Source organism: Peribacillus muralis, from assembly GCF_001439925.1.
Classification (GTDB): domain Bacteria; phylum Bacillota; class Bacilli; order Bacillales; family DSM-1321; genus Peribacillus; species Peribacillus muralis.
Window position 1 is genome coordinate 204,923 of the sequence record NZ_LMBV01000001.1, and the last position, 25,542, is coordinate 230,464.

The following is a 25,542-nucleotide window of genomic DNA, read 5'->3' on the forward strand; positions in this document are numbered from 1 at the left end:
AGCCAAACATGATGAATGGCGGTCAAAACGGAGATCAGGCCGACATGATGATGCCAGGCCAAAACGGAGGTCAGCCCGGCATGATGATGCCAGGCCAAAACGGAGGCCAGCCAAACATGATGAATGGCGGTCAAAACGGAGGCCGGCCCGGTATGATGCGCGGTCCATACGGAGGCCAACCAGGGATGATCCGCGGTCATCTGGGGGGATATCCTGAAGCTATGTTACCTGGACAAATGGGCGGACAGCCAGGACAATTCGGGGGAGTTCGTGCGCCTGAAACATTTGGGATGCCGACCTATGTAGATGAAAGCGATGACTACTAATTATCAAGGAGACAGTGTTTTTAACACTCGTCTCCTCTCTTATTTAAATCGTAAGCCAAAGACTATTCAACATCTTCAAAGCAGTGTCTATTTAATTACTTTTGAAAAAGGCCATCCATTGATTCTTAAAGGATTCGACAGCTTTGAAAAGTGGGATCGGCAACGAGAATTGACTTCTTTGCTAAGGCAAAAGGGATTTGATCAAACGTATTATATCCACCAGAATTTAATGCCCTTTCAATTCAAAGGAAAATGGTATGGCAGTATGGACTATTTTTCACCTAGTAAGAAAAAGTTTCGCTTCTCCCATCAAAAGGACCGCTTGGAGGGTATAAAGTTATTGGAAAGCTTCCACGATGTATCTGAAAACCTTTCCATAAAAGCACCTATATTCGATCAAGCAAAAAAATGGAGAGAACGGCTATCTCTATTTAAAAAGAATTTTACTTATGTTCGTCAATATGTTTCTGAAGACACCATCAAGGAATGGATTAAATGGGGGGAGTGGTCATTAGAGGGATTTGAAAAAAATCAGTCGTTATGGAATGAGGAGAAGAAAGTCATCATTCATGGAGATTGTGCCCACCATAATTTTTTACGGAGAGCAGATGGAACATTGTCCTTAATCGATTTCGACTTGATGGCGATTGCTCCACGTTGCATTGATTATTTACAATACGCAAATCGTATATCCCATCATCTGGGTGATGCAGCAACGAAGCTGTGGCAAGTGCCGCAGTTGCAGAGGTATGAGTCCGACCTTGCCTTTTTATATGCTTTAACCTACCCGACGGATATTTTCCGTGAATGGAATCGTCTTAATAAAAGCTCATCCCAGTTACATTCCGTCTGGAAACTAACTGTCGAAAATTTTTCGGAGCGGATGGAGATGAATGAAAAGTTGGCAAAAAAGATCTCCTCCCTGAATAGGAAATAACCCGTTTTTTTGGCCATAACTAACTGAGTACAATTGCCGAAAGACAACCATGCTAATTATGAGCGGAATATAGCTCATTAATCGCTATGGGAGGGTCATAGGTGCGGAAAATCAAATGGATACTGCCGATTTATACTGTAATTGCCGCTTTTGGGCTGGTCGGATGCGCTAATAATGATACAGCGGAAAACGAGAACTTCACGGATGAAACAGGATATCATTCAACTGAAAAGGATCAGCTAGTGCGGAACATCAATTACCGGAATATGGCGCAAGGATTATATGATAAAGATGATGCTTACAGTAAAAATGACCGGAATTATCATGGTCATGAAAGTAAGCCGCTCCGGGCCAAATCATCTTATTACAATGCTTATGAAGGCGATTTGGCCGACCGGGTCAATCGGGTTGCTAAAAGCGTCGAACCGGTCGTTGATGCCAGGGCAATCATCATGAAAAATGAAATACTTGTTGCATTGCAGCTTGATGACTACAATCAAGCTCGAAAAATAAAAGAAAAAGTGATGCGAAAAATTGAACCATTATCTCAAGGAAGGACCTTATATGTCACCACCGATGAAGGGGTCTATTATCGGACGATGACACTTGATAACAATCTACGAGATGGCGATACACGGGACTTGATCATTCAGGATGCGAATGATATGTTCGATAATCTTAACATCCATGAAAATCATTTAAGATGATGCATGGGCTGACCGCGAATATTGGGTCAGTCTCTTTTTGATTTTTTCTGGTTAATAAAAGCTGTTTGGGGTCAAACTACTTAAAAAGTAAACGCCTTAAGAGGTGAGTATATTGACTATGCAACTTAGAGTTCAATTTTTCTTGACCCTTTTCATCTTGCCATTTTGCTTAACCGTATTTGCAGAAGAATCTGTGCAAAAGGAACAGGACCCAATCGAGAGGAAGGTCATCCTGCAGCGGATGTATTTGGACGGTGAACTGAGCGAGGAGAAATTGACTGAAACCATTTGGTCGATGGAAGACTTTTGGTCCAAATATGAGGGTTGGAAAGTGGTCGACCAAAATGAGGAACAGATTGTTCTTAAAAAAATTGAGAATGATATCTCTCCGCTTTTAAAAGCGAATGGTTATCTTGGGATGAAAGAAGATGGGACGTTGTCCATTTTTATCGGAAGGCCTGAGCACGCCAAGATCATTCATACTTTTTATCAATTGGATATTGGGAAACTTGAAGTATATAAGCAGGAGGAATTGCAAAAAGGGATTCCGATCATGAATAAAGACCAATATAAGCAGCTCATTAAAGAATACGAGCCTTATTCGGTGAACTAGGGTGGGAGGATTCCCAGCCTGCAAACTGTAGACAATTTCATTTGTCTACAGTTTTTTGGGTTTTGGACTTCGAACATTTCATTGCACTGCAGGCTCTCCCTTTCCGCGGGCGGTCCGTGAGCCTCCTCGTCTTTCAGCCTGCGGGTCTCACGACGACGCGCATTTCCTAAGCGGCAGTCTCGTTGCCTTCCGTTTCACTCCACTCTGTATGAAGGCAAAGATAGGTTCTCCATTGCCTATAGTTTTACGATTTGTACAATGAACGTTTAATTCCACTGCAAGCGCTTAGCTTTAAAGGGTAATCGCTGTACCGGGAAATGTAGTGACAGTCTTTGCCGATTAATAAGATAACTTTTTATGAACAACGATCCGTTTTATGATAAAATGAGAGGTACAGCAAAATCAGGGAGAGAATTAATTTGTATGATTATATAAAAGGCAAGGTCGATTATATTGGACCTGAATACATAGTTGTGGAAAATCGGGGGATCGGATATCAAGTGATGACGCCGAATCCTTTTATTTTTTCCGCCCAATACGAGAAGGATATCCAAGTTTTTTTGTATCATTATGTGCGTGAAGATTTGGTTGCCTTATACGGTTTTCAGACTCGTCAAGAAAAGGCGTTGTTTACAAAGCTGTTGAATGTAACCGGAATCGGGCCGAAGGGGGCACTCGCCATACTGGCGTCAGGTCAGGTCGATCAGGTGGTGCAGGCGATCGAGAATGAAGATGAATCGTTTTTGGTCAAATTCCCGGGAGTGGGGAAGAAAACGGCAAGGCAGATGATTCTTGATTTAAAAGGGAAGCTGGAGAACATCATTCCGGATGCGTTTCCAAGCTTGTTCAACGAAGGCGTCCCGGCTACAATTAGTTCAACTGGTTATTCGGAGGAATTGGATGAAGCGATGCTTGCCTTGAAGGCACTTGGTTATTCGGAAAAGGAAATCCAAAAGGTTGCCAAGAAATTGCAAACGGAAGATATGACGACCGAGCAATATATTAAGAAAGCATTGCAATTGATGTTAAGATAAGGAGTGGCGCAATGGAGGAGAGAATATTCAATCAGGAAGCCGATTTGAACGAACTGTCCTTTGAACAAAGCCTGCGGCCGCAAAACTTAAAGCAATATATTGGACAGGATAAAGTGAAAGCTAATCTAAGTGTTTACATCGAAGCGGCAAGGATGCGTGAAGAAACACTCGATCATGTCCTTTTATATGGGCCGCCGGGCCTTGGGAAGACGACGCTTGCGGTCATCATCGCCAACGAAATGGGTGTCAATATCCGCACGACTTCCGGACCTGCCATTGAGCGGCCGGGAGATTTGGCGGCAATTTTGAGTGCGCTCGAACCAGGGGATGTGCTATTCATAGATGAGATTCACCGTCTGCCCCGTGTGGTCGAGGAAGTGCTATATCCGGCGATGGAGGATTTCTATCTCGATATTGTTGTCGGCAAAGGCCCGGAAGCACGTTCTATCAGAATAGACCTGCCCCCGTTCACACTCGTGGGGGCAACGACACGCGCAGGTTCATTGTCTGCACCGCTTAGGGACCGTTTTGGCGTTTTGAGCCGTTTAGAATATTATACGGAAAACCATCTGACGGATATCATCATTCGTACAGCGAGAATCATGGATACGGAAATGGATGATCAAGCAGCTGCAGAGCTTGCGAGGAGATCCAGGGGAACCCCGAGGATTGCCAATCGGCTTTTACGGAGGGTCAGGGATTTCGCCCAAGTTCGCGGAGATGGCACGATAACGGCCGGGCTTGCTGATTATGCGCTCGAATTAATGCAGGTCGACCGTTTAGGACTCGATCATATTGACCATAAATTACTTAAAGGGATCATTGAAAAATTCCGCGGTGGGCCGGTCGGTCTGGAGACGATTGCCGCCACGATCGGCGAGGAAGCACATACGATTGAAGATGTGTATGAGCCATATTTGCTGCAAATCGGTTTTATTCAGCGTACACCAAGGGGACGTATGGCTACACAGCATGTGTATGAGCACTTCGGTTTGGTGATGCCTGAATGATGAATCTACCAAAAATGGTTATGGTTCTTGGTGTAATCATCTTCGTGATGGGGTTTGCGATGAAGTATATCCACCTTGGCAGGCTGCCGGGAGATATTTTCGTCAAAAAAGGCACTACGACGTTTTATTTTCCAATCGTTACATCGATCATCGTCAGTGTCGTGTTATCCGCTATTTTTTATTTGATCGGCCGTTTTAAATAATGACTACAGCTTGATAGACAGGTTAGGAAGTGGAACAGATGAAATTGGATAGGTTTGATTTTCATTTACCGGAGGAACTGATTGCCCAAGTTCCTTTGGAAGATAGGGAAGCAAGTCGGTTGATGGTGCTTGACAAGGAAACGGGCAAGATCGAGCATGATGTCTTCAGCCATATCACGGAATATGTCAAACCGGGAGATTGCCTTGTGTTGAATGATACGAGGGTGCTGCCGGCACGACTATATGGAAGCAAGGAAGAAACGGGTGCAAAAATAGAAGTTTTACTGCTCAAGCAAGAGAATGATGATGTTTGGGAAACCCTTATAAAGCCAGCCAAACGTATTAAAGAAGGCTCGACAATCGTTTTTGGCGATGGTAAGCTAAGTGCCATCTGTACAGGCGTATTGGAGCATGGCGGCCGTATCCTGAAGTTTCAATATGAAGGTATTTTCTACGAAATACTGGAGAAGCTTGGGGAAATGCCGCTGCCTCCATATATTAAGGAACAGCTTGACGATCAGGAACGTTATCAAACGGTATATGCGCGTGAACGTGGGTCAGCAGCCGCACCGACGGCCGGGCTTCACTTTACCGAGCCTTTGCTCGAGAAGCTGAAAGGAATGGGTGTACATATCGCCTTCATCACGCTTCATGTCGGGCTTGGAACGTTCCGCCCCGTCAGTGTGGACGATATTGACAGCCATGAAATGCATTCCGAATTTTATCAAATGACGGAAGGCACGGCCCGTTTGCTTAATGAAGTGAAAGAAAAAGGCGGGAGAATCATCACCGTCGGCACTACGTCCACAAGGACATTAGAAACGATCGCGTCACGTCATGATGGAGTTTTCAAGGAAGAGAATGGCTGGACGAGCATCTTCATTTATCCTGGTTATGAATTCAAAGGGATCGATGCGATGATCACGAACTTCCATTTACCAAAGTCAACTTTAATCATGCTTATTTCTGCATTGGCAGGAAGGGAGCATGTCCTTCATGCCTATGAAACGGCCGTGGAAGAAAAATACAGGTTCTTTAGTTTTGGAGATGCAATGTTAATTAAGTAATATAAGAGTGATCAGCTCTTGAAGGGAGTTATTGCGTTGACAGCAATACGATATGAGTTAATCAAAACATGTAAACAGACAGGGGCACGGCTAGGCCGGGTCCATACGCCGCATGGTTCGTTTGAAACACCGGCATTCATGCCGGTTGGAACAATGGCTACTGTCAAAACGATGTCCCCGGAAGACTTGAAACAAATGGGGGCAGGCATCATCTTGAGCAATACGTACCACCTATGGCTGCGTCCAGGTCATGAGATCATCAAGGAAGCTGGCGGATTGCATAAGTTCATGAACTGGGATCGACCGATTTTGACGGACTCTGGCGGCTTCCAAGTCTTCAGTTTGAGCGAGTTCCGTAAAATAGAGGAGGAGGGCGTACATTTCAGGAACCATCTCAATGGCGATAAACTATTTTTATCTCCTGAAAAAGCGATGGAAATCCAAAATGCGCTTGGCTCCGATATTATGATGGCTTTTGATGAATGTCCGCCATTCCCGGCAACCGAGGAATATATGAAGAAGTCGGTGGAACGGACATCACGATGGGCGGAGCGCTGCTTGAATGCCCATGAACGTCCAAATGACCAAGGGCTATTCGGCATCGTTCAAGGCGGCGAGTTTGAAAATCTTCGCAAACAAAGTGCAAAAGACCTTGTCTCCCTTGACTTCCCGGGTTATGCTATTGGAGGACTATCCGTTGGGGAACCGAAGGATATCATGAATCGCGTGCTTGAGTTTACAAGTCCGCTGCTGCCAACCAATAAACCTCGTTACCTGATGGGTGTCGGCTCGCCGGACTCCTTGATCGATGGGGCCATGCGCGGTGTCGATATGTTTGACTGTGTATTGCCGACGCGAATCGCGCGTAATGGTACATTGATGACGAGCAATGGCCGGCTGGTTGTGAAAAATGCGAAGTATGCACGTGATTTTGGTCCTATCGACGAAAATTGCGATTGCCATGTTTGTAAGAATTATAGTCGGGCATATATCCGCCATTTGATTAAGTGTGAAGAAACCTTTGGGATTCGACTTACAACTTATCATAACCTGCATTTTTTGTTAAACTTGATGGAACAGGTCAGACAAGCCATTCGAGAAGATCGTCTTGGAGACTTTAGGGAAGAGTTTTTTGAGCAGTATGGTTTCAATAAACCAAATGCGAGAAACTTCTAATTCCATAAATATTTTAATGAACGAAAGGAGTGAATGTACAAATGGCTTTAACTCAAATACTTCCATTAATCTTAATGTTCGTATTGTTCTATTTCTTATTGATCCGTCCGCAGCAAAAACGCCAAAAGGCTACACAAAGCATGCAAAGCAGCTTGAAAAAAGGTGATAAGGTTGCGACTATCGGCGGGATGCACGGAACAATCGATGCAATCGATGAATTGCAAATCGTCATTAAGTCACCAGATGGTACTAAATTGACATTCGACCGTGCTGCAATCCGTGAAATTACGGAAAGTGCACCAAATAAAGAAGTATCTCTATAAGATAAATGAAAACCGGCCTAAGTGACCGGTACCAACTGTAGACAAACTTGGGTAATAATTGAGTTTGTCTACAGTTTTTTAGGTTTTGATACTTGAACGTTGCTTTCTATTGTGGGCATTCATTAAAGTGGGAGATAGAATCCATTGCAGCTTGAGATTGATTTATAGGACGGTTCATTGCACTGCTGGCAATCGTTTATCCAGCCGGGCGGTCCGGGAGCCTCGGCGCTTTGCATCTGTGGGGTCCCCGTTTATATGCGTAGCTCTTTCTAACACGATCGCCTTTGCCTCAATGCATACAAACATATCCATCTGCATTGCCCTAATACAGTTCCTCGTAAAAAAACTCACAAAACTTTACAAACGAAAACCGGGCAAGATGCCCGGTTTTTTTGCTGGGATTTTTTAATTGGTGCGTGAGTCGGAGCTCATATTGACCCCAAGTACGCCGCCCATCATGGCCGTGATGACGAAGCAGCCGTAGTAGATCCATTGCTTGATGGTGAAGAGGGCATCATGGCCTAAATATTGAAACAGGAACACGACCAACAGATAAAGCATGCCGGTGCTGCCGCCTAAGAAAAGTCCTTGCTTTTTTCCTTTGCCTCCTGAAATGAATCCACCAATGAACAGCGATAAAAAGGAAACGCTCATGACCACGTATGTCAGGGATGATTCCGTCAATGAAGTAAAACGAAGAAGGATGGAAACGATCAAACTTGCAATCATCGCGATGGCAAAGATGGACCCTACGCCATAAATTACGGCGACACTCATTTTTTTAGTTTCGATGGATATTCCTCCTTTTTAAAAGGCTGAAACGTTTAGCCTGTTTATGTGTTTGTACAAGCATATTCTACACATGAAGTCTTTAGACCAGCTTTGAGCAGCTTCGGGACAAAATTTGAAAATATTATAGAGTAATTTTGCTGTTCCCAAGCCATGCTATGGATGAAGGATGTGTTATTGAAGTGGATACCTATCTGGATATTATATTTAGAACGACGGTGATCTATCTAGTCATCTTATTCCTTTTCCGAATGATGGGTAAGCGGGAAGTTGGGGAGCTGAGCATTCTTGATTTAGTGGTATCCATCATGATAGGGGACATAGCAGTCCTATCCTTTGAAGATTTGGATAAACCACTTTTACAACAAATCACCCCGATGTTCATTCTCGCTTTCATCCAGATCGTATTGGCGTTCATTTCATTGAAAAGCATCAGGTTTCGGAATATCGTCGATGGCACGCCGCAGATCATCATCAATCAAGGGAAAATAGACGAAAAAGCAATGCGTAAGCAACGATATAATTTTGATGATTTATTGACCCAGCTGCGTGAACAGGGAATTAATGATTTAAATGATGTGGAATTTGCCATTCTCGAATCCTCTGGGAAACTTTCGGTGATAAAAAATACCCGAGGTAAAAGGTCGAAAATGAAGGAAACGCCATACCCTCTTATTATCGATGGGAAAATTCAGGAAAATAATCTTTATAAAATTGGCAAAAACCAATTTTGGCTCAGGCACCAGTTGAAAAAACATGGAGAAGCGAACATTCATGAGATTTCGATTTGCGGGTACATAGATGGCCAATTTTATATCGATAAAAATGAGACGAAGAAATAACCGAAGCCTTTAATTGCTTCGGTTCATTTCATTTCCAGGCAAACTTCGATAAAAAGCCGCCCACTTTGGGAATGCGTATCAGGTCTGCTTTTTTTATGCTGCCAGTCATGAGTAAGAAAAATATGAACAGCAGGACTACAACTGTTACGGATAGCATTAGCCGTGCCCCAAGAGGCTGTGCCGCGAGCGGGAATTGATAGAGATAATAACCGCCCCAACCTGAGATTAAAGCTAGGATTAAAGCTGATATATAACTGCGAAAATGCAGCGTGAAGGGAACGACCTTCAGCACGGTGGAAAAGTGCAGGAAGGTGACGAGCATCGATCCGACCGCTATTCCTACTGCAGCCCCCATGATCCCGAAACTTTCCTTTGAAGCGAGCAGCCAAATCACGCCGATTTTAAGAACGTTGCCCGCCAGGCTGTTGAACATGGCCGCTTTTGCAAGATCCAATGCTTGAAGCATGGACTGCAGCGGAAACTGGAAGTAAAAGAGGATAAAGAAAGGTGCCAGGAATTTAATGAAAACGGCGGCATGAGATGAGCCATACATGACTTGCAGGATCGGCTCTGCAAAGTAGAACAAAATGACGACGGCCAAACAGCCTGTAATGAACGTGATTTTCAAGGCCTGCTGCAGCCTATGTTCAACGAGTAAGAAGTTACCTGTCGAACGGGCCTCGCTTACTGCTGGTACAAGTGCTGTTGACAATGATGACGTAATGAAGGAAGGAAGCATGAGCAATGGCAGTGCATACCCTGTCAACTCGCCGTATTGGCTGGTGGCTGCAGCCGCTGTGACTCCGGCAAGGGCCAAGCTTTGGGCGACGACTATCGGCTCGAAAAACCATGAAAGCGAGCCGATCATCCTGCTTCCGGTGGAAGGAAGGGCAATACCCATCAATTCAGTGAACGTCCCTTTACCGGACTTCACATTTTTGAAGAAGTTCTTCCTGAACTTGAAATGCTTCTTTAGCTTAAAGCTAGTCAAAAGGTAAATGAGGGAGACGAGCTCACCGATTATCGAGGCGAACATCGCCCCGGCTGCTGCATATTCAATCCCATATGGCAAAAAGGCTTTTGTCAGGACGGCGATGAACGTGATGCGCGCCACCTGTTCGATTACTTGTGAGAAAGCGAAAGGCTTCATATTTTGCTTGCCTTGGAAATACCCGCGCAGTACAGACGATATCGCGATGATCGGTACGATCGGCGCGATCGCCATCAGAGGCCAAAGCGTCCGCTGGTCGGTGAACAGGTATTCTGAGAGAACGGGTGCGAAAATCAGCATCGCAGGAGTGAAAATCATTGATAGAGCAAAGGTACAGGCTAAAGAGACGACAAGGATTTTTTTGATTTTCCGTTCGTCCCCCCTGGCGTTGGCCTCAGCCACGAATTTGGATATGGCGATCGGCAGGCCCAACTGGGTAATGTTGATGACGAGAAATAGGGTCGGTAAAGCCATCATATATAAACCAACGCCTTCTTCGCCGATGAAGCGGGCGATGACAATGCGGTTAATGAACCCAAGAACCCTTGTTATCAGGCTTGCGATTAATAAAATCAGCGTCCCTTTTAAAAATTTGGACATTGTACTCCCTCCCTGCCTTCTCAAAAAAGCGGTTATGCTATACAATTATCTATATGCTTGTACTTGGACAAAGCATGACAAAAGTGTTTGATTGCGTTCCAACATCTGAAAATGCTCAATTACTGGAGGCAAAATGATGGCGAAATTGAATCATCCCTATGAAAGCTATTATGTGAAGGTACGTCCATTTTTGAAGAGCAAGCGCGAGGAATTTCAAATGGTCGGATTGAATGCCGTGACAGAGGAGGATATCTGGGGAACCTTAACGAAAAACAAATGGAAGCGCCCGCAGGAAAATATTCACCTTCACGAACTTGTCGCAGATATCGTGACATTTTCGAGCAACCAGTTCATGACCTTTCAAATGGTCGAAGCGTATAAATCACCAAACCTATTCGAGCCGCTATCCGAGGAGGAATTGAAAGAGCTTTTGAAGGAATGAAGCAAAGATATACTTAAATTGACAGCTGTTTCTAAATGACTCATAATAGATATGGTTATGCTTTTTTTGGAAAAAGCATGTATAGCTGTGTCTTTTTCCTCAGGAAACAAAGGGCATGCGGGTAGGGTATAATGAATAAAATGACAGGTTTTTTAAACTTCAGGAACAGGCGAATTATAGAAAGGGGCCTACTACATAATGGTAAAAAGAAGCAGGATCGTTGCGTTTTTTCTAATCATAGTTTTGATTTTCGCAGCGATGGGAACGACTTCGAAAGGAATCCTAAAAGATATCAAGCTTGGTCTTGATCTTCAAGGCGGTTTTGAAGTGTTATATGAGGTAAAGCCGTTATCTGGGGAAAAAATCACTCCGGAAGTTTTACGGGCTACAGTAAGCTCACTTGAGCGTCGTGTCAATGTTTTGGGTGTTAGTGAACCTAACATTCAAATTGAAGGGAAAGATCGGATCCGCGTTCAATTGGCCGGGGTCAAAGACCAAAACAACGCTCGGGAAATCCTTTCGACACAAGCTAAACTATCCTTCCGGGATTACAACGATAAGGAAATGATGACCGGTGCCGACCTGAAAGAAGGCGGAGCGAAACAAACGTTCCAGGATAATAAACCGGTCGTTGAAGTTACATTGAAAGATGTGAACAAGTTTAAAGAAATCACGCAAAACATTTCATCAATGCCAGTACCGACGAATGTACTTGCCATCTGGCTAGATTTCGAGGAAGGCAAAGATTCGATCAAGGAAAAAGCCTCACAAGACAATATGATATCCGCTCCAGCTGTCAGTGAAGCTTTCAATACGAAAAAGGTATACATTACAGGTCAATTCACGGTGGAAGAAGCGAAAGAGCTTGCAGACCTCCTTGATGCAGGTGCACTTCCTGTCGACTTGAAAGAAAAATACTCCACGTCTGTCGGAGCCCAATTTGGAGCTGGCGCACTGAATGATACGATTTTTGCCGGCATTATCGGGATTGCACTCATTTTCCTTTTCATGCTTGTGTATTACCGCTTCCCAGGATTCATTGCAGTCGTCACGTTGAGCATCTACATTTTCCTGACGCTGCTTGTCTTCGAGTGGATGAATGCCGTCCTTACGCTTCCAGGTATAGCGGCATTGGTGCTTGGGGTCGGGATGGCCGTCGATGCCAATATCATAACCTATGAACGGATTAGGGATGAACTGAAGCTGGGCCGCTCTGTAAAAGCGGCCTACAAAGAGGGTACGAAAAACTCCCTTGCTACGATCACGGATGCGAACTTGACGACCTTGCTTGCAGCGGCCGTTCTGTTCTATTTTGGGACTAGCTCGGTTAAAGGGTTTGCTACCACTTTGATCATTTCGATTCTCATGAGCTTCATCACAGCTGTGTATGGTACGCGTCTTTTCATGAGCTTATGGGTGAGAAGCGGGTTCCTTGACAAGCGCACATCATGGTTTGGTGTGAAGAAGAAAAACATTCACAACCTTTCCGAGAAAATCAATTTAATGTCCTTGCCGACACGTTTTGATAATATTGATTTCGTCAAACATCGGAAGGTCTTTTATAGCATTTCGATCGGGGTTACGATTATCGGAATCATCTTCCTGCTCGTTTTCCGCTTGAATTTGGGAATCGACTTCACGAGCGGTACCCGCATCGAGATCGCTTCTAAAGATGTTTTAAAGACCCAACAAGTGAAAACCGAAATGGGCAAGGCCGGTTTGGACACGGATGATATCAAGGATGTCAGACTTGCAGGGAAAGATGACAAAAATGCGGTCGTCCGGACGGTAGGTGTTCTTGATAAGAAGGAAATTGCTGTCTTGAAGGACCACTTTAAGAAGGATTACGGAGCAGAACCGAACGTGAGCACCGTATCGCCGACTGTAGGAAAGGAACTTGCAAAAAATGCCATGTTTGCGTTGGCGATTGCCTCACTCGGAATCATTTTGTATGTTTCAGTCCGGTTTGAATGGCGAATGGCCGTACCAGCTGTCGTTGCGCTTGTACATGACGCGTTCTTCATCATTACGATATTTAGCTTATTTAGACTTGAGGTGGATATCACCTTCATTGCTGCGGTTCTAACGATTGTCGGTTATTCCATCAATGATACGATTGTAACCTTTGACCGCATTCGTGAAAATATGCGTTTCAGCCGTAAAATCAAAACCGTCGAAGAGCTTGAGAACATCGTCAATATCAGTATCAGGCAAACGCTGACGAGATCGATTAATACAGTGTTGACCGTGCTCATAACGGTTATCGCCTTGACGATTTTCGGCAGTGAAGCCATCAGGAACTTTTCGATTGCCCTGTTCATCGGCTTGATATGCGGCGTGTATTCATCGCTATTGATCGCTTCACAATTCTGGCTTGATCTAAAAATCAGGGAATTGAAGAAGAAAGGTCCGCTTAATACGGCAAAAGAAAAGAAACAAAGCCTTGAAGGGCAAGTTTAATACTTACGGGAAGGCTGGCATGACGCCAGCCTTCTTTTCTTTTTAAAAACCACGAGATTCCCTGGATACAAAATAAAATTGAAACCGGTATATTCGTTTTGTATAATAAGTAAATTGAGGGGTGAATTCATGTTAAAGCCAAAAACCCGGTGGAACTTGCGAACCGCCGATGAAAACAAAGTTGCTGTACTAGCGGAAGAGCTTCATATCACACCTTTGGTTGCAGCCCTGCTTGTAAATCGAGGCCTGGATACAATCGATAGTGCCCGATCCTTTTTATTTGTAAAAAATCAACCTTTTCATGATCCGTTTTTATTGAAAGATATGGATAAAGCAGTATATAGAATAAGAGAAGCGATTCAAAATGGAGAAAAAATAAGGATATTCGGTGATTACGATGCGGATGGAGTGACATCGACCACCGTCATGCTGACGACGCTGATGAGAATGGGTGCCGATGTGGATTTTTATATCCCGAACCGGTTTACGGAAGGCTATGGTCCCAATCCGATGGCGTTCCGTCTGGCGGCTGAGCAAGGAGTGAAGGTATTGATCACCGTTGATACCGGAATTTCGGCAGTCGACGAAGCGGACCTTGCGGCCGAGCTAGGCATGGATTATATTTTGACCGACCATCATGAACCAGGACCTGTCCTGCCAAAGGCATTGGCAATCATCCATCCTAAACTGGATGATGGTTCCTATCCCTTTAAAGACCTTGCCGGGGTCGGTGTCGCATTTAAGCTGGCGCACGCTTTGCTTGGAGAACTGCCTGAGGATTTGCTTGAAATAGCGGCAATTGGGACGATTGCCGATTTAGTGCCATTAAAAGGGGAGAACCGCCTCATTGCAGCAAAAGGGATTGAGCAGCTGCGTTTGTCTGCCCGCCCAGGACTTGTTGCCCTTATGAAAGTGGCGAATGTCCAACAAGAAGCATTGAATGAGGAATCGATTGGCTTTGCGATGGCGCCTCGAATCAATGCAGTCGGACGGCTTGGTGATGCGGACCCGGCTGTCGATCTGTTGATGGCGGCAAACCTCGAAGAAGCGATGGAACTTGCCAATGAAATTAATGATATCAATAAAGAACGGCAAGCCATGGTCGCAGAGATGGCGGAAGAAGCGATTAAGGAAGTCGAGGAAAACTACCCGACGGAAGACAATGGTGTGCTCATAATCGGAAGGGAAGGCTGGAACGCAGGAGTGGTTGGGATTGTCGCCTCCAAGCTTGTTGAACGCTTTTACCGTCCCACGATTGTTTTGAGCTATGATCGGGAAAAGGGATACGCCAAAGGTTCTGCTCGAAGCATCGCCGGTTTCGACCTTTTCGAAAGCCTTTCTACCTGCCGTGAATTGCTGCCGCATTTTGGCGGACATCCGATGGCTGCTGGGATGACGTTGAAAATTGAAGACGTTCAGGAGCTAAGAGACCGCATGAACGCGATTGCGAAGGAACAGTTGACGGAAGAAGACTTCACGCCGATTACCAACTTGGACGGGGCGACGACCTTAGCAGATGTTTCGATACAAACGATCCAGGAGATGAGCCTGCTTGCGCCATTTGGGGTGACCAATCCAAAGCCAAGGATATTAATTGATTCCGTCCAGCTTTCAAGTGTCCGTAAAATTGGTGCGAACCAAAATCATCTAAAAGTTCAGCTTGAAGATGGGGACAATCATAAGCTTGATGGCGTAGGCTTCGGGCTCGGCCATTTTGTCGATGAAATAGCTCCACATGCAGACGTTTCGGTAATCGGGGAGCTATCCATCAATGAGTGGAATAATATGAAGAAGCCCCAGATCTTTGTCCAGGATATCTCGGTAGACCATTGGCAGTTATTCGATTATCGCGGGAAGGGACAGGCGGAGAAATGGCTGGCTGAGATTCCCGCTCAAAACCGCAAAATCGTCATTTTCTCGGAGGATATGTATAACAGGTATCCATATTTACAAAATCATCCTGATCTTGTTCATATTAAAAACGGGGAGGATGCCGATCAGCTTGACTGCTTCGAAGCGCATGTGGTACTCATGGACATGCCACCGTTAAGGGATGTACTGAAACGGGTGATTGCCAATAAGAAGCCATCGCGTATTTATGCCCACTTTTCCCATGATCAAGACCATTTCTTAAGTACGATGCCGACAAGGGACCATTTTAAATGGTTTTATGCCTTCCTGGCTAAAAAAGGGCCCCTCGATGTGAAACGGTATGGAGATGACTTGGCGAAATACCGCGGCTGGTCCAGAGATACGGTGGAATTCATTTCAAAGGTGTTTTTTGAGCTCGATTTTGTTACAATAGAGAATGGGTTAATTATGCTCACAACCAATGCGAAAAAACGCGATCTCAGTGAATCTGAATCGTTTACAAGAAAGAAAGAGCAATTTGAGCTTGAACAAGAGCTTGTTTATTCTTCCTATCAGCAATTATTCGATTGGTTCAATCATTATTTAGTTCATGAGGCAACAGACCTTGAGGAGGAAACAAAGCAATGGATTTAAAGCAATATGTAACAATTGTGCAAGACTGGCCAAAACCGGGTATTGTCTTCAAAGATATTACGACATTAATGGATAACGGCGCCGCTTATAAATACGCGACAGACCAAATCGTCGAATACGCTCGTGATAAAAATATCGACTTGGTGGTCGGACCGGAAGCACGCGGATTCATTATCGGATGCCCAGTCGCATACTCATTGGAAGTGGGCTTTGCTCCAGTGAGAAAAGAAGGGAAACTTCCGCGCGAAACGATTAAAGTCGAATATGGCTTAGAATACGGGAAAGATGTATTGACCATCCATAAAGACGCCATCAAACCTGGACAGCGTATTTTGATCACCGACGATTTACTTGCTACTGGCGGTACAATCGAGGCGACGATCAAATTGGTTGAGGAGCTTGGCGGAATTGTAGCTGGGATAGCATTCCTTATTGAATTGACTGACCTGGACGGTAAAGATAAATTAGCAGGCTATGATGTTTTGACATTAATGAGCTTTTAATAATGAAGGGCACTCTGACCAGGGTGCTCTTTTCTGTTTTGCGCACGTTTTAACTGGATTTTGTCGAATTTCCAGTGAAAAAATGCAGTATTCTTAATAAAATACACGTTTAACTCTTTACATCCTCCTCTTTTTTTTCGATAATAGTAATATTAAAGAGTTTTTCTGCTTATAAGTTATTTGCACTTGTATCCGTTTTTAGCGGATTTATTTTTTTCGCAAAAATTGTCACGTTTTGCTGAATAAAGGGAAGTGCTACCAATCATACTCAATCCGGATCATATCCGGTGGCAGTTAAAGTGGGGTTAAGGTGATTACATGGCAAATGATCAAATATTGACTGCCGAGCAGGTTGTGGAACGGGCCAGCTTATATCTTCAGCCGGAAGAAGCTGAATTTATTCATAGAGCGTTTAAATATGCACAGTTTGCTCACCGAGAACAATTCCGTAAATCGGGAGAGCCGTATATCATTCATCCGATACAAGTCGCGGGCATTCTCGCTGATCTTGAAATGGATCCGGCAACTATTGCAGCAGGTTTTTTACATGATGTTGTTGAAGACACGGAGGTCACCCTGAAGGATATCGAGGAACATTTCAGTCCTGAAGTTGCCATGCTCGTAGATGGCGTGACCAAATTAGGGAAAATCAAGTATAAATCACAGCAGGAGCAACAGGCGGAAAACCATCGGAAAATGTTCGTGGCCATGGCCCAGGATATCCGGGTCATCTTGATCAAGCTTGCAGACAGACTGCACAATATGCGGACATTAAAGCATTTGCCACAGGAAAAGCAACGACGGATATCGAACGAGACGCTGGAAATTTTTGCGCCGCTCGCGCACCGTCTAGGCATCAGTACGATTAAATGGGAACTTGAAGATACTGCCTTGAGGTATTTGAATCCTCAACAGTATTACCGAATCGTCAACCTGATGAAGAAAAAACGGGCAGAACGTGAAAATTACCTAGAAGAAGTCATTGATGAAGTGCGTAAAAATGTCGAGGAAGTCAACATCAAGGCTGATCTTTCCGGCAGGCCGAAACATATATACAGCATTTATCGCAAAATGGCTTTGCAGAACAAGCAGTTCAGCGAAATATACGATTTGCTTGCTGTTCGGATCGTCGTCCATAGCATAAAGGATTGCTATGCCGTTTTAGGGATCATCCATACATGCTGGAAGCCGATGCCTGGCCGATTTAAAGACTATATCGCCATGCCTAAGCCGAATATGTACCAATCGCTCCATACGACCGTGATCGGGCCTAAAGGCGATCCGCTTGAAGTCCAGATCCGCACTTCGGATATGCATCGCATTGCCGAATTTGGGGTTGCGGCGCATTGGGCTTATAAAGAAGGAAAAGATGTTGGTGAACAGCCTTCATTAGAAGAAAAATTGACATGGTTCCGGGAAATCCTCGAATTCCAAGATGATGCGACGAATGCCGAGGAATTCATGGAATCTTTGAAAATCGATCTGTTCTCCGATATGGTATTCATTTTCACACCAAAGGGCGATGTTATCGAACTGCCGTCAGGGTCGAACCCAATCGACTTCGCTTACCGAATTCACTCCGAAATCGGAAACAAAACGATCGGTGCCAAAGTGAACGGGAAAATGGTGCCGCTCGATTATAAACTGAAGACTGGCGATATCATTGAAATATTAACATCGAAGCATTCTTATGGCCCAAGTCAGGACTGGCTTAAGCTTACCCAAACATCTCAAGCCAAAAATAAGATCCGGCAATTTTTCAAAAAGCAGCGCCGCGAAGAAAATTTCGAAAAAGGCAAAGAACTTGTTGAAAAAGAGATCAAGGATATGGACTTCGAACTAAAGGAAATCCTGACTCCAGAAAACATTAAGCGTGTTGCTGATAAATTCAACTTCCTGAATGAGGAAGATATGTATGCAGCGGTGGGATATAATGGAATCACTGCCCTTCAGGTGGCTAACCGTCTAACCGAAAAGTGGCGTAAGCAGAAAATGGTCGAGCAGGAGGCCGATATTTCAGAGGCAGTGGCCGACCTGAAAACATTCTCCACCTCCTCAAAAAAACGCGACTCAGGTGTACAGGTACCAGGGATTGATAACCTGCTTATCCGCTTATCACGCTGTTGCAATCCAGTTCCTGGTGATGAAATCGTCGGTTATATAACGAAAGGCCGGGGTGTCTCGGTTCATAGACAAGACTGTCCGAACCTGGAAAGTGGGGATTCCGATCATCGTCTCGTCCCAGTTGAATGGGAAAGCACCATTAACGAGCGGAAGGAATACATCGTCGAGATCGAAATCAGCGGGTATGACCGCCGTGGTTTATTGAACGAAGTGCTCCAAGCCGTCAATGAAACGAAGACGAACATCTCAGCGGTCTCGGGTAAATCCGACAGAAATAAAGTGGCGACCATCCATATGTCGATTTATATTCATAACATTGCCCATCTTCAGAAGGTCGTCGACCGTATAAAACAAATTTCAGATGTTTATTCCGTTAGAAGGATTATGAACTAAGGAGTTTTTATTGCGATGCGTGTAGTTTTACAACGTTCCAAAGCGGCCAAAGTCGTTGTGGCAGACCAAATAATCGGCCAAATTGACAGCGGGCTCGTCCTGTTGGTTGGCATCACCCATGGAGATACCATCGATGATGTGACCTATTTGGCCGATAAGATTGTCCATCTTCGCATATTCGAGGATGAAAATGATAAGATGAACCATTCCTTGTTGGATGTAGGAGGTTCGGTATTATCCGTTTCACAATTCACCTTATATGCTGATTGCCGTAAAGGCCGTCGCCCCAACTTCATGGACGCCGCCCGTCCGGAAGTCGCGAACGAATTATATGAAGCATTTAACGAGGAGCTCCGTAAAAAAGGCGTTCATACGCAAACCGGTCAATTTGGTGCAATGATGGATGTTCAGCTTACGAATGACGGACCCGTTACATTAATACTGGAAAGTAAAAAATAACCTGCTGCGGCAGGTTATTTTTTGTTTGGTTCAAGGTTCATTGCTTCAGAAACGATCTTCATTTGAAATACCGCGCCAATCCATCATAAATGGCGGAGGTGATTCCTTCTTGATATTCATTCGATGTTATGGTCAGCTCTTCGACTGGATTACTTAAATAGCCTAATTCAATAAGCGTTGCCACTCGCTTGTTTTCACGGATGACATGATAATTTCCGTAGCGTGATCCGCGATTGGTCACCTGCATGGTGGAACTGAATGAATGGGCCAGTGAAGAGGCCAGCCCTTGCTGATAATCATGATAATAGTACGTTGTGATCCCACTGGTGATTTGGTCCATGGTGCTATCATAATGGAGACTGATGAAGGCATCCGCTTCATGGATATGTGAAGCTCCGACCCGGGAAGTGAGAGGAACATACGTATTGCCACTCCTTGTCAGGATCACTTTTGCTCCTGCCGCTTGAAGTTTGTCCCTTAGCAACTCGGCCGTTCGTATCGTCAAATTTTTCTCAAGGGTGCCCCCGACCCCGATTGTACCGCTATCCCTGCCGCCATGACCTGGATCGATGACAATGGTTTTATCGCTTAAATATTTTTCGACGCCCGGTCGTTGGATCTGCTCGGAATTACCCTCGATCGTCACGATCCAGCCGGCAACATAAGCTTTTTTTCCATCCTTTACTTTAATGTAGTACCAGTCGCCCTCCATACCGATGACAGGGAATGTTTCTCCTTCATCCGCCTGTCCCACTATTCCCGAATTGCCATCAGGAGCGGTCCTCAAAATCGTTCCATCATGGATGATGGTAACCTTGTTTCCCGTTATATCGATCTTCTTTTTCTTTCGTTCTTGCACATGTTCTTTTTCTAAATACCAACTCACGACCCAGCCCTTTACGGTATTGGAAAGCTGGATCTGTGTCATCTGACCTTTCGTTTGCAATACGGTGTAGGTCTCATCCTTGTTCACCGAGCCGATGATTTTAGCGCCCAAGGAGGCATCTTTTCGTACATGTAAACTCGAAGCGGTCACCTTTGCTGTCGCGGCACCACCCGGATCGTTTTCCTTTTTGACGCTATCCTCACCCATTTGTAAGTAAGCTTTCGCTACCCAGCCTTGACCTCCTTGGAAATCGATTTCCGCCCATTCATTTTCAAGGCGATGAACGTTCACGGAAGTGTTTTTGTTCAGCTTCCCAAGTGAGGCACTGCTTTGTGATGGATCGGAGCGAACATTGAGTCGGTCGACCAAGGTGACTCCGGTTTTGACCGATTTCTTTGCTTCGTCCTTTTTATGTTTAACATCTTTCTTCCGGGATCCTCCTGCTTGGATGTTTAAGTAGTCAGAAGAGACCCAGCCTTCGATTTCCGCCGTTTTGATCTTTATCCAGTTTTCATTCTTTTCAATAATGTCAACAGCCGTTCCCTTCGTTAAGGAACCGACCACTTGAAACGTAGTCCCGGGACCTGTACGGACGCGGACGGAGCTACCGGAGATCGTTCCTTGGCCGGAGCCTTTTTTCACAAGGCTTGCCTCTGATTTTCTTTCCACTAACCAATTGGCAACCCAGCCCGTTTCATTGGAGTCAATCCGGATTTCATACCAGTCGCCATCCTCTTTTATGATGGGGTAAGATTCCCCTTTTGCCAGTTTTTTTACGATGGGGAAACTGAGGCCAGCTCCTTCACGGACATTGACCATTTTACTCGTCACGGTTATTTCCCCTTCATCTTTTCCGAATGCGTGATGAACGGGTAGTATCGCTGCCATGATCAGCAAAAAGATCAGGCTGAATAAACCCGGTTTTTTCTTCATAAGTTGTCTCTCCCTTTTCATGTGCTAATGTATGTATTCTCGTTCGATGAAAATTTCCCTCTTTCCTATGCAAAAAACCTTTTTTTTAGGAAAGACTAAACACTATATAGAAATAGGAGGGAATCATATGAAATTCAGCGAAAAAGATCAAACGAGTTTAAGCGGAGGCAATCAAGTGTTAGGTGTCGATTTTCACGATTTCATCCAAAAGGAACAAAGTGCAAATCTGGTTGAATTGGCATCCGAGTTCGGAGTCAATGTCCGGACGATCAAAAACCTGAAAAAACATTTGAACCAATAAAATCCGAAAAAAACCTAAAGCTCGCCTTGACATTTGCAGTTAACGTCCGTATGATTATAAAATATCAGACTTATAACTGCAACAACCAATGATGGAGAAGAGTAATTAAGAAACACATGAAAAGAGAGGAAATGCCTCGGCTGAAAGCATTCCGCATGATGACTTAATGAAAGAACCCTCCGTAGGCTTCACTCCGAACGGATTTTCTTAATAGGAGATGGACGTATAACAGGCGTTAACTGTTTTTAAGCGGGGGCACTGTTGTTTTTGTGCTTCAACTAGGGTGGCACCACGGGATATCCAACTCTCGTCCCTTGTAACGGATCAGTTACAAGGGGCGGGAGTTTTTGTTTGGCAAAAATCAGTATTGCGCCATATTAGGGAGGGCGTTTTGCTTTAAAGGAGGAAACATATATGTCGATTCAGATTCCTAGAGGTACACAGGATTTATTGCCAGGCCAAACGGAAATTTGGCAGTATATCGAGAAGACAGCGCGTGAGATTTGTCACCGTTATCAATATAAAGAAATTCGCACACCGATTTTTGAACACACGGAATTATTTTTACGTGGTGTAGGCGATACGACGGATATCGTCCAAAAAGAGATGTATACATTCCAAGACCGTGGCGAGAGGAATTTGACCCTTCGTCCAGAAGGCACTGCATCGGTTGTCCGGTCATACATCGAGAACAAGATGTTTGGGTTGGCGAATCAACCGGTCAAGCTATATTATATCGGGCCGATGTTCCGTTACGAACGGCCACAGGCAGGTCGCTTCCGCCAGTTCGTTCAATTCGGGATCGAGGCTTTAGGAAGTAAAGATCCAGGCATTGATGCTGAGGTTCTGTCACTTGCCATGAGCCTCTACAAGGAGCTTGGGTTGAAAAAGCTGAAACTTGTAATCAACAGCCTCGGAGATAAGGAAAGCCGGACAGCGCATCGCAATGCGTTAATCCAACATTTCGAACCCCGGATCGGTGAGTTTTGCGGTGATTGCCAAAACCGTTTGGAAAAAAATCCTTTGCGGATCCTGGATTGCAAAAAAGACCGTGATCATGAATTGATGAACACGGCCCCATCCATCATTGACTATTTAAATGATGATTCCCGTATTTATTTCGAAAAAGTGAAACAGCACTTGACCGATTTGGAAATCGACTTCGTAGAAGATCCGACCTTAGTGCGGGGCTTGGATTATTATAATCATACCGCGTTTGAAATCATGAGTGATGCAGAGGGCTTTGGCGCCATTACTACACTATGTGGAGGCGGCCGCTATAATGGGCTGTCAGAAGAACTTGGAGGGCCGGAAACTCCGGGAATCGGTTTTGCACTAAGCATCGAACGTCTGATTGCAGCCTTGCAAGCAGAAAACATCGAACTGCCAATCAAAAAGGGAATTGACTGCTATCTTGTATCATTAGGAGAAACAGCGAAGGATTATACCGTCAAGCTTGCCCATCAATTGCGCAGTGCCGGTTTCACTGTCGAAAAAGACTATCAAGATCGTAAAGTGAAAGCTCAATTCAAATCGGCCGATCGCCTTGAAGCGAGATATGTGGCGACACTCGGTGAAGAGGAATTGGCTAATAATAAAATCAATGTAAAGTTCATGGAAACCGGGGAACAAGTCCAGGTGGATCTTGCCACTTTCGTTGAACAATTCAAAAAGCTACAGGCTTAAGGGGGAAATACCATGTTTGGCAGAACATACTTCAATGGAGAAGTAACAGAAGCAGCTATTGGTGAAAAGGTAACATTAAAAGGGTGGGTACAAAAACGCCGTGATTTGGGCGGGGTGATCTTCATCGACCTTCGTGACAGAAGCGGTGTCATGCAAGTTGTATTCAATCCTGACATTTCGGCGGAAGCCTTGGCCACCGCGGAAAAAATCCGTAATGAATATGTCCTTGATATCCAAGGCACGGTCATCAAGAGAGATGAAGCTAACATCAACCCGAATGTAACAACGGGGACCATCGAAGTTCAAGCCGAAAACGTTACGATTTTAAATGAAGCAAAAACCCCTCCTTTCATGATTGATGAGAGAACGGATGTTTCAGAAGATATCCGCTTGAAATACCGTTATTTGGACCTGCGTCGTCCGGCGATGTTCGAAACGTTGAAAATGCGCAACCAAACAACAAAAGCAATTCGTGATTATTTGGACGGTGAAGGCTTCCTTGATATCGAAACCCCGATCTTAACGAAAAGCACACCTGAAGGAGCCCGCGATTATTTAGTGCCGAGCCGTGTACACGAAGGGGAGTTCTATGCACTTCCGCAGTCGCCGCAAATCTTCAAGCAGCTATTGATGGTATCTGGTTTCGAGCGCTATTATCAAATTGCCCGCTGTTTCCGTGATGAAGATTTACGTGCTGACAGACAGCCTGAATTCACCCAAATCGATATTGAAACAAGCTTCATGAGCCAAGAAGATATCATAAAAACGGCCGAAAACATGATGGCCAAGGTGATGAAAGATGTAAAAGGTCTTGATGTAACCCTGCCATTCCCGAAAATGACCTATAATGAAGCGATGAGCCGCTATGGTTCCGACAAACCGGATACACGTTTCGGAATGGAGCTCATAGATGTGTCTGATATCGTCAAAGACAGTGACTTTAAAGTATTCACTGGCGCCGTTGCAAGTGGCGGGCAGGTTAAAGCGATCGTCGTCAAGGACGGAAATGCCGATTATTCTCGTAAAGATATCGATGGATTGGCTGAGTTTGCCGCAATCTACGGAGCAAAAGGTCTAGCGTGGCTCAAAGTGGAAGCCGACGGCGTAAAAGGACCAATCGCCAAATTCTTCGCTGAAGATCAACAGCAGCTAGTAGCTGCACTGGAAGCGGAAGTCGGCGATTTAATCTTATTCGTGGCTGACAAAAAAGGAATTGTTGCCGATGCACTTGGCGCGCTTCGCAACAAGCTTGGCAAGGAAAGAGGCTTGATCGATCAAAGCAAATTCAACTTCCTTTGGGTAACCGATTGGCCATTATTCGAATATGACGAAGAAGAAGGACGCTATTATGCCGCACACCATCCATTCACAATGCCGTTCCGTGAAGACATGGACAAACTGGAATCAGATCCGGCAAATGTTCGCGCCCAAGCATATGACCTCGTCTTGAATGGCTATGAACTTGGCGGTGGATCACTACGTATTTTCGAACGCGACGTCCAGGAAAAAATGTTCAAAGTGCTCGGATTCACAGAAGAAGAAGCCAACGCACAATTCGGCTTCCTAATGGATGCCTTCGAATACGGAACGCCTCCACACGGCGGAATTGCCCTTGGACTCGATCGCATGGTCATGCTGCTTGCAGGCCGTACAAACCTGCGCGACACCATCGCGTTCCCGAAAACAGCAAGCGCAAGCGACCTGCTCGTCGACGCCCCAAGCTCCGTAAGTGACAAGCAACTGGCAGAACTAAGCCTAAGACTCGCTGCCTTAAAGAAATAAAAGCTTGGGAAAATATGAAAAAATACCTAGATGCTTTCTCTTGAAACAGAGCAAAGCATTATGATATGATGTTCTCAACAAATAAGAGTCCTGATGTGTTCGTTCTTTAACCTATAAGTTTTGACCGAACACTTATAGTTACCGGGAGCACTAGTTTCCTGGCCGCGTACATGCCTCCCCTCGAGGAGGACTTACTAACGCGAGGAACCGAGCACCCACCTGCGGAGAGCGGGTTCAAAACAAAGGCGTAAACGGCACAATTGGGACTCTTATACCTTACAAAGCAACTCATGTTCCTAACATGGGTTTTTTTGTGCGCTCAAAAGATTACATGACGAACTCACGAATAAACAGCCGCAATTCACGAATAAAGTCGCCAACCTCACGAATAAACGGCGGCAATTCACGAGTAAAAGCCAAACTCACGAATAAACAGCGGCAATTCACGAA

22 protein-coding genes, 1 other RNA gene, 1 pseudogene and 1 other annotated feature are annotated in these 25,542 nt (G+C 44.9%); of the genes and pseudogenes, 21 read left to right on the forward strand and 3 right to left on the reverse strand.

The annotated features are described in order from the left end of the window. The 10 genes and pseudogenes from ASU00_RS00980 to yajC form a co-directional block, all read left to right on the forward strand. Nucleotides 1-326: pseudogene (locus ASU00_RS00980) on the forward strand (hypothetical protein); the annotation flags it as partial. Then, nucleotides 316-1,263, forward strand: coding sequence for a phosphotransferase (locus ASU00_RS00985; RefSeq protein WP_236712559.1), 948 nt, complete (start codon nt 316-318; stop codon nt 1,261-1,263). The pseudogene ASU00_RS00980 and the gene ASU00_RS00985, both read left to right, overlap by 11 nt. Before the next feature lie 101 nt (nt 1,264-1,364). Continuing rightward, on the forward strand, nt 1,365-1,970 hold the full coding sequence (locus tag ASU00_RS00990) for a YhcN/YlaJ family sporulation lipoprotein (RefSeq protein ID WP_057911576.1): 606 nt from the start codon (nt 1,365-1,367) through the stop codon (nt 1,968-1,970). 118 nt (nt 1,971-2,088) lie between these two features. Next, entirely contained in the window at nt 2,089-2,583 is a 495-nt protein-coding gene (locus ASU00_RS00995; protein WP_236712567.1) for an intercompartmental signaling factor BofC, read from the forward strand. Between the two features lie 419 nt (nt 2,584-3,002). Then, a complete protein-coding gene (gene ruvA, locus ASU00_RS01000; protein ID WP_057911578.1) occupies nt 3,003-3,617 on the forward strand; it encodes a Holliday junction branch migration protein RuvA in 615 nt (204 codons plus the stop codon). Nucleotides 3,618-3,628: 11 nt separating this feature from the next. Continuing rightward, nucleotides 3,629-4,627 (forward strand): Holliday junction branch migration DNA helicase RuvB, encoded by a 999-nt coding sequence (ruvB, locus tag ASU00_RS01005; RefSeq protein ID WP_057911579.1) that lies wholly within the window; start codon nt 3,629-3,631, stop codon nt 4,625-4,627. Beyond that, nucleotides 4,624-4,830 (forward strand): DUF2905 domain-containing protein, encoded by a 207-nt coding sequence (locus ASU00_RS01010; RefSeq protein ID WP_057911580.1) that lies wholly within the window; start codon nt 4,624-4,626, stop codon nt 4,828-4,830. The genes ruvB and ASU00_RS01010 overlap by 4 nt, the downstream gene beginning before the upstream one ends. 38 nt (nt 4,831-4,868) lie before the next feature. Further along, complete coding sequence (gene queA, locus ASU00_RS01015) at nt 4,869-5,897, forward strand: tRNA preQ1(34) S-adenosylmethionine ribosyltransferase-isomerase QueA (protein WP_057911581.1); 1,029 nt, start codon at nt 4,869-4,871, stop codon at nt 5,895-5,897. A gap of 36 nt (nt 5,898-5,933) precedes the next feature. After that, nucleotides 5,934-7,073 carry a tRNA guanosine(34) transglycosylase Tgt gene (gene tgt, locus ASU00_RS01020; RefSeq protein ID WP_057911582.1) on the forward strand — a complete coding sequence of 380 codons (1,140 nt, stop codon included), beginning with the start codon at nt 5,934-5,936 and terminating at the stop codon, nt 7,071-7,073. Between the two features lie 41 nt (nt 7,074-7,114). Further along, entirely contained in the window at nt 7,115-7,396 is a 282-nt protein-coding gene (gene yajC / locus ASU00_RS01025; protein WP_057911583.1) for a preprotein translocase subunit YajC, read from the forward strand. 405 nt (nt 7,397-7,801) lie between these two features. Here the strand turns inward: yajC and ASU00_RS01030 are convergent, their stop codons facing one another. Continuing rightward, complete coding sequence (locus ASU00_RS01030) at nt 7,802-8,173, reverse strand: TIGR04086 family membrane protein (protein ID WP_201786252.1); 372 nt, start codon at nt 8,171-8,173, stop codon at nt 7,802-7,804. A gap of 194 nt (nt 8,174-8,367) precedes the next feature. On the opposite strand from ASU00_RS01030, the gene ASU00_RS01035 reads away from it, so the two are divergent. Further along, a complete protein-coding gene (locus ASU00_RS01035; RefSeq protein WP_057911585.1) occupies nt 8,368-9,027 on the forward strand; it encodes a DUF421 domain-containing protein in 660 nt (219 codons plus the stop codon). 28 nt (nt 9,028-9,055) lie between these two features. Here ASU00_RS01035 and spoVB read toward each other — a convergent pair whose 3' ends face one another. Beyond that, nucleotides 9,056-10,618, reverse strand: coding sequence for a stage V sporulation protein B (gene spoVB, locus ASU00_RS01040; protein ID WP_057911586.1), 1,563 nt, complete (start codon nt 10,616-10,618; stop codon nt 9,056-9,058). A gap of 136 nt (nt 10,619-10,754) precedes the next feature. On the opposite strand from spoVB, the gene ASU00_RS01045 reads away from it, so the two are divergent. From ASU00_RS01045 to dtd, 6 genes are all read left to right on the forward strand, one after another. Continuing rightward, a complete protein-coding gene (locus ASU00_RS01045; protein WP_057911587.1) occupies nt 10,755-11,060 on the forward strand; it encodes a post-transcriptional regulator in 306 nt (101 codons plus the stop codon). Between the two features lie 198 nt (nt 11,061-11,258). Continuing rightward, nucleotides 11,259-13,520: a protein translocase subunit SecDF gene (gene secDF / locus ASU00_RS01050; protein ID WP_057911588.1), complete on the forward strand. Its 2,262-nt coding sequence runs from the start codon at nt 11,259-11,261 to the stop codon at nt 13,518-13,520. A gap of 129 nt (nt 13,521-13,649) precedes the next feature. Beyond that, entirely contained in the window at nt 13,650-16,025 is a 2,376-nt protein-coding gene (gene recJ / locus ASU00_RS01055; protein ID WP_057911589.1) for a single-stranded-DNA-specific exonuclease RecJ, read from the forward strand. Further along, the gene (locus tag ASU00_RS01060) at nt 16,016-16,528 is read left to right on the forward strand and encodes an adenine phosphoribosyltransferase (protein WP_057911590.1); all 513 of its coding nucleotides are present in this window, start codon (nt 16,016-16,018) and stop codon (nt 16,526-16,528) included. The genes recJ and ASU00_RS01060 overlap by 10 nt, the downstream gene beginning before the upstream one ends. A 318-nt stretch (nt 16,529-16,846) precedes the next feature. Beyond that, nucleotides 16,847-19,045, forward strand: a complete 2,199-nt coding sequence (locus tag ASU00_RS01065; RefSeq protein ID WP_057911591.1) for a RelA/SpoT family protein — start codon at nt 16,847-16,849, stop codon at nt 19,043-19,045. A 15-nt stretch (nt 19,046-19,060) separates the two neighbouring features. After that, on the forward strand, nt 19,061-19,504 hold the full coding sequence (dtd, locus tag ASU00_RS01070) for a D-aminoacyl-tRNA deacylase (RefSeq protein WP_057911592.1): 444 nt from the start codon (nt 19,061-19,063) through the stop codon (nt 19,502-19,504). A gap of 58 nt (nt 19,505-19,562) precedes the next feature. Here the strand turns inward: dtd and ASU00_RS01075 are convergent, their stop codons facing one another. Further along, on the reverse strand, nt 19,563-21,323 hold the full coding sequence (locus ASU00_RS01075; protein WP_057911593.1) for an SH3 domain-containing protein: 1,761 nt from the start codon (nt 21,321-21,323) through the stop codon (nt 19,563-19,565). Between the two features lie 127 nt (nt 21,324-21,450). Here ASU00_RS01075 and ASU00_RS25725 point away from each other — a divergent pair, with 127 nt between their 5' ends. From ASU00_RS25725 to ssrS, 4 genes are all read left to right on the forward strand, one after another. Beyond that, nucleotides 21,451-21,624, forward strand: a complete 174-nt coding sequence (locus ASU00_RS25725) for a hypothetical protein (protein WP_057911594.1) — start codon at nt 21,451-21,453, stop codon at nt 21,622-21,624. A 79-nt stretch (nt 21,625-21,703) separates the two neighbouring features. Continuing rightward, nucleotides 21,704-21,942: a binding site (T-box leader), on the forward strand. A 96-nt stretch (nt 21,943-22,038) separates the two neighbouring features. Next, nucleotides 22,039-23,310: a histidine--tRNA ligase gene (hisS, locus tag ASU00_RS01085; protein WP_057911595.1), complete on the forward strand. Its 1,272-nt coding sequence runs from the start codon at nt 22,039-22,041 to the stop codon at nt 23,308-23,310. Nucleotides 23,311-23,322: 12 nt separating this feature from the next. Next, nucleotides 23,323-25,092 carry an aspartate--tRNA ligase gene (gene aspS / locus ASU00_RS01090; protein WP_057911596.1) on the forward strand — a complete coding sequence of 590 codons (1,770 nt, stop codon included), beginning with the start codon at nt 23,323-23,325 and terminating at the stop codon, nt 25,090-25,092. Nucleotides 25,093-25,176: 84 nt separating this feature from the next. Further along, nucleotides 25,177-25,363, forward strand: a non-coding RNA gene (gene ssrS / locus ASU00_RS24265) — 6S RNA. Nucleotides 25,364-25,542 lie beyond the last annotated feature (179 nt).

Bases quoted from the DNA above. Each gene is read 5' to 3' on its own strand.
- dtd (WP_057911592.1), top strand. From the start codon at position 19,061: ATGCGTGTAGTTTTACAACGTTCCAAAGCGGCCAAAGTCGTTGTGGCA.
- ASU00_RS01030 (WP_201786252.1), bottom strand. From the start codon at position 8,173: ATGAGTGTCGCCGTAATTTATGGCGTAGGGTCCATCTTTGCCATCGCG.
- ASU00_RS00985 (WP_236712559.1), top strand. From the start codon at position 316: ATGACTACTAATTATCAAGGAGACAGTGTTTTTAACACTCGTCTCCTC.
- ASU00_RS00995 (WP_236712567.1), top strand. From the start codon at position 2,089: ATGCAACTTAGAGTTCAATTTTTCTTGACCCTTTTCATCTTGCCATTT.
- ASU00_RS01065 (WP_057911591.1), top strand. From the start codon at position 16,847: ATGGCAAATGATCAAATATTGACTGCCGAGCAGGTTGTGGAACGGGCC.
- aspS (WP_057911596.1), top strand. From the start codon at position 23,323: ATGTTTGGCAGAACATACTTCAATGGAGAAGTAACAGAAGCAGCTATT.
- ASU00_RS25725 (WP_057911594.1), top strand. From the start codon at position 21,451: ATGAAATTCAGCGAAAAAGATCAAACGAGTTTAAGCGGAGGCAATCAA.
- ASU00_RS01045 (WP_057911587.1), top strand. From the start codon at position 10,755: ATGGCGAAATTGAATCATCCCTATGAAAGCTATTATGTGAAGGTACGT.
- ASU00_RS01010 (WP_057911580.1), top strand. From the start codon at position 4,624: ATGATGAATCTACCAAAAATGGTTATGGTTCTTGGTGTAATCATCTTC.
- queA (WP_057911581.1), top strand. From the start codon at position 4,869: ATGAAATTGGATAGGTTTGATTTTCATTTACCGGAGGAACTGATTGCC.
- ruvB (WP_057911579.1), top strand. From the start codon at position 3,629: ATGGAGGAGAGAATATTCAATCAGGAAGCCGATTTGAACGAACTGTCC.
- secDF (WP_057911588.1), top strand. From the start codon at position 11,259: ATGGTAAAAAGAAGCAGGATCGTTGCGTTTTTTCTAATCATAGTTTTG.
- spoVB (WP_057911586.1), bottom strand. From the start codon at position 10,618: ATGTCCAAATTTTTAAAAGGGACGCTGATTTTATTAATCGCAAGCCTG.
- recJ (WP_057911589.1), top strand. From the start codon at position 13,650: ATGTTAAAGCCAAAAACCCGGTGGAACTTGCGAACCGCCGATGAAAAC.
- hisS (WP_057911595.1), top strand. From the start codon at position 22,039: ATGTCGATTCAGATTCCTAGAGGTACACAGGATTTATTGCCAGGCCAA.
- ASU00_RS01060 (WP_057911590.1), top strand. From the start codon at position 16,016: ATGGATTTAAAGCAATATGTAACAATTGTGCAAGACTGGCCAAAACCG.
- yajC (WP_057911583.1), top strand. From the start codon at position 7,115: ATGGCTTTAACTCAAATACTTCCATTAATCTTAATGTTCGTATTGTTC.
- ASU00_RS01075 (WP_057911593.1), bottom strand. From the start codon at position 21,323: ATGAAGAAAAAACCGGGTTTATTCAGCCTGATCTTTTTGCTGATCATG.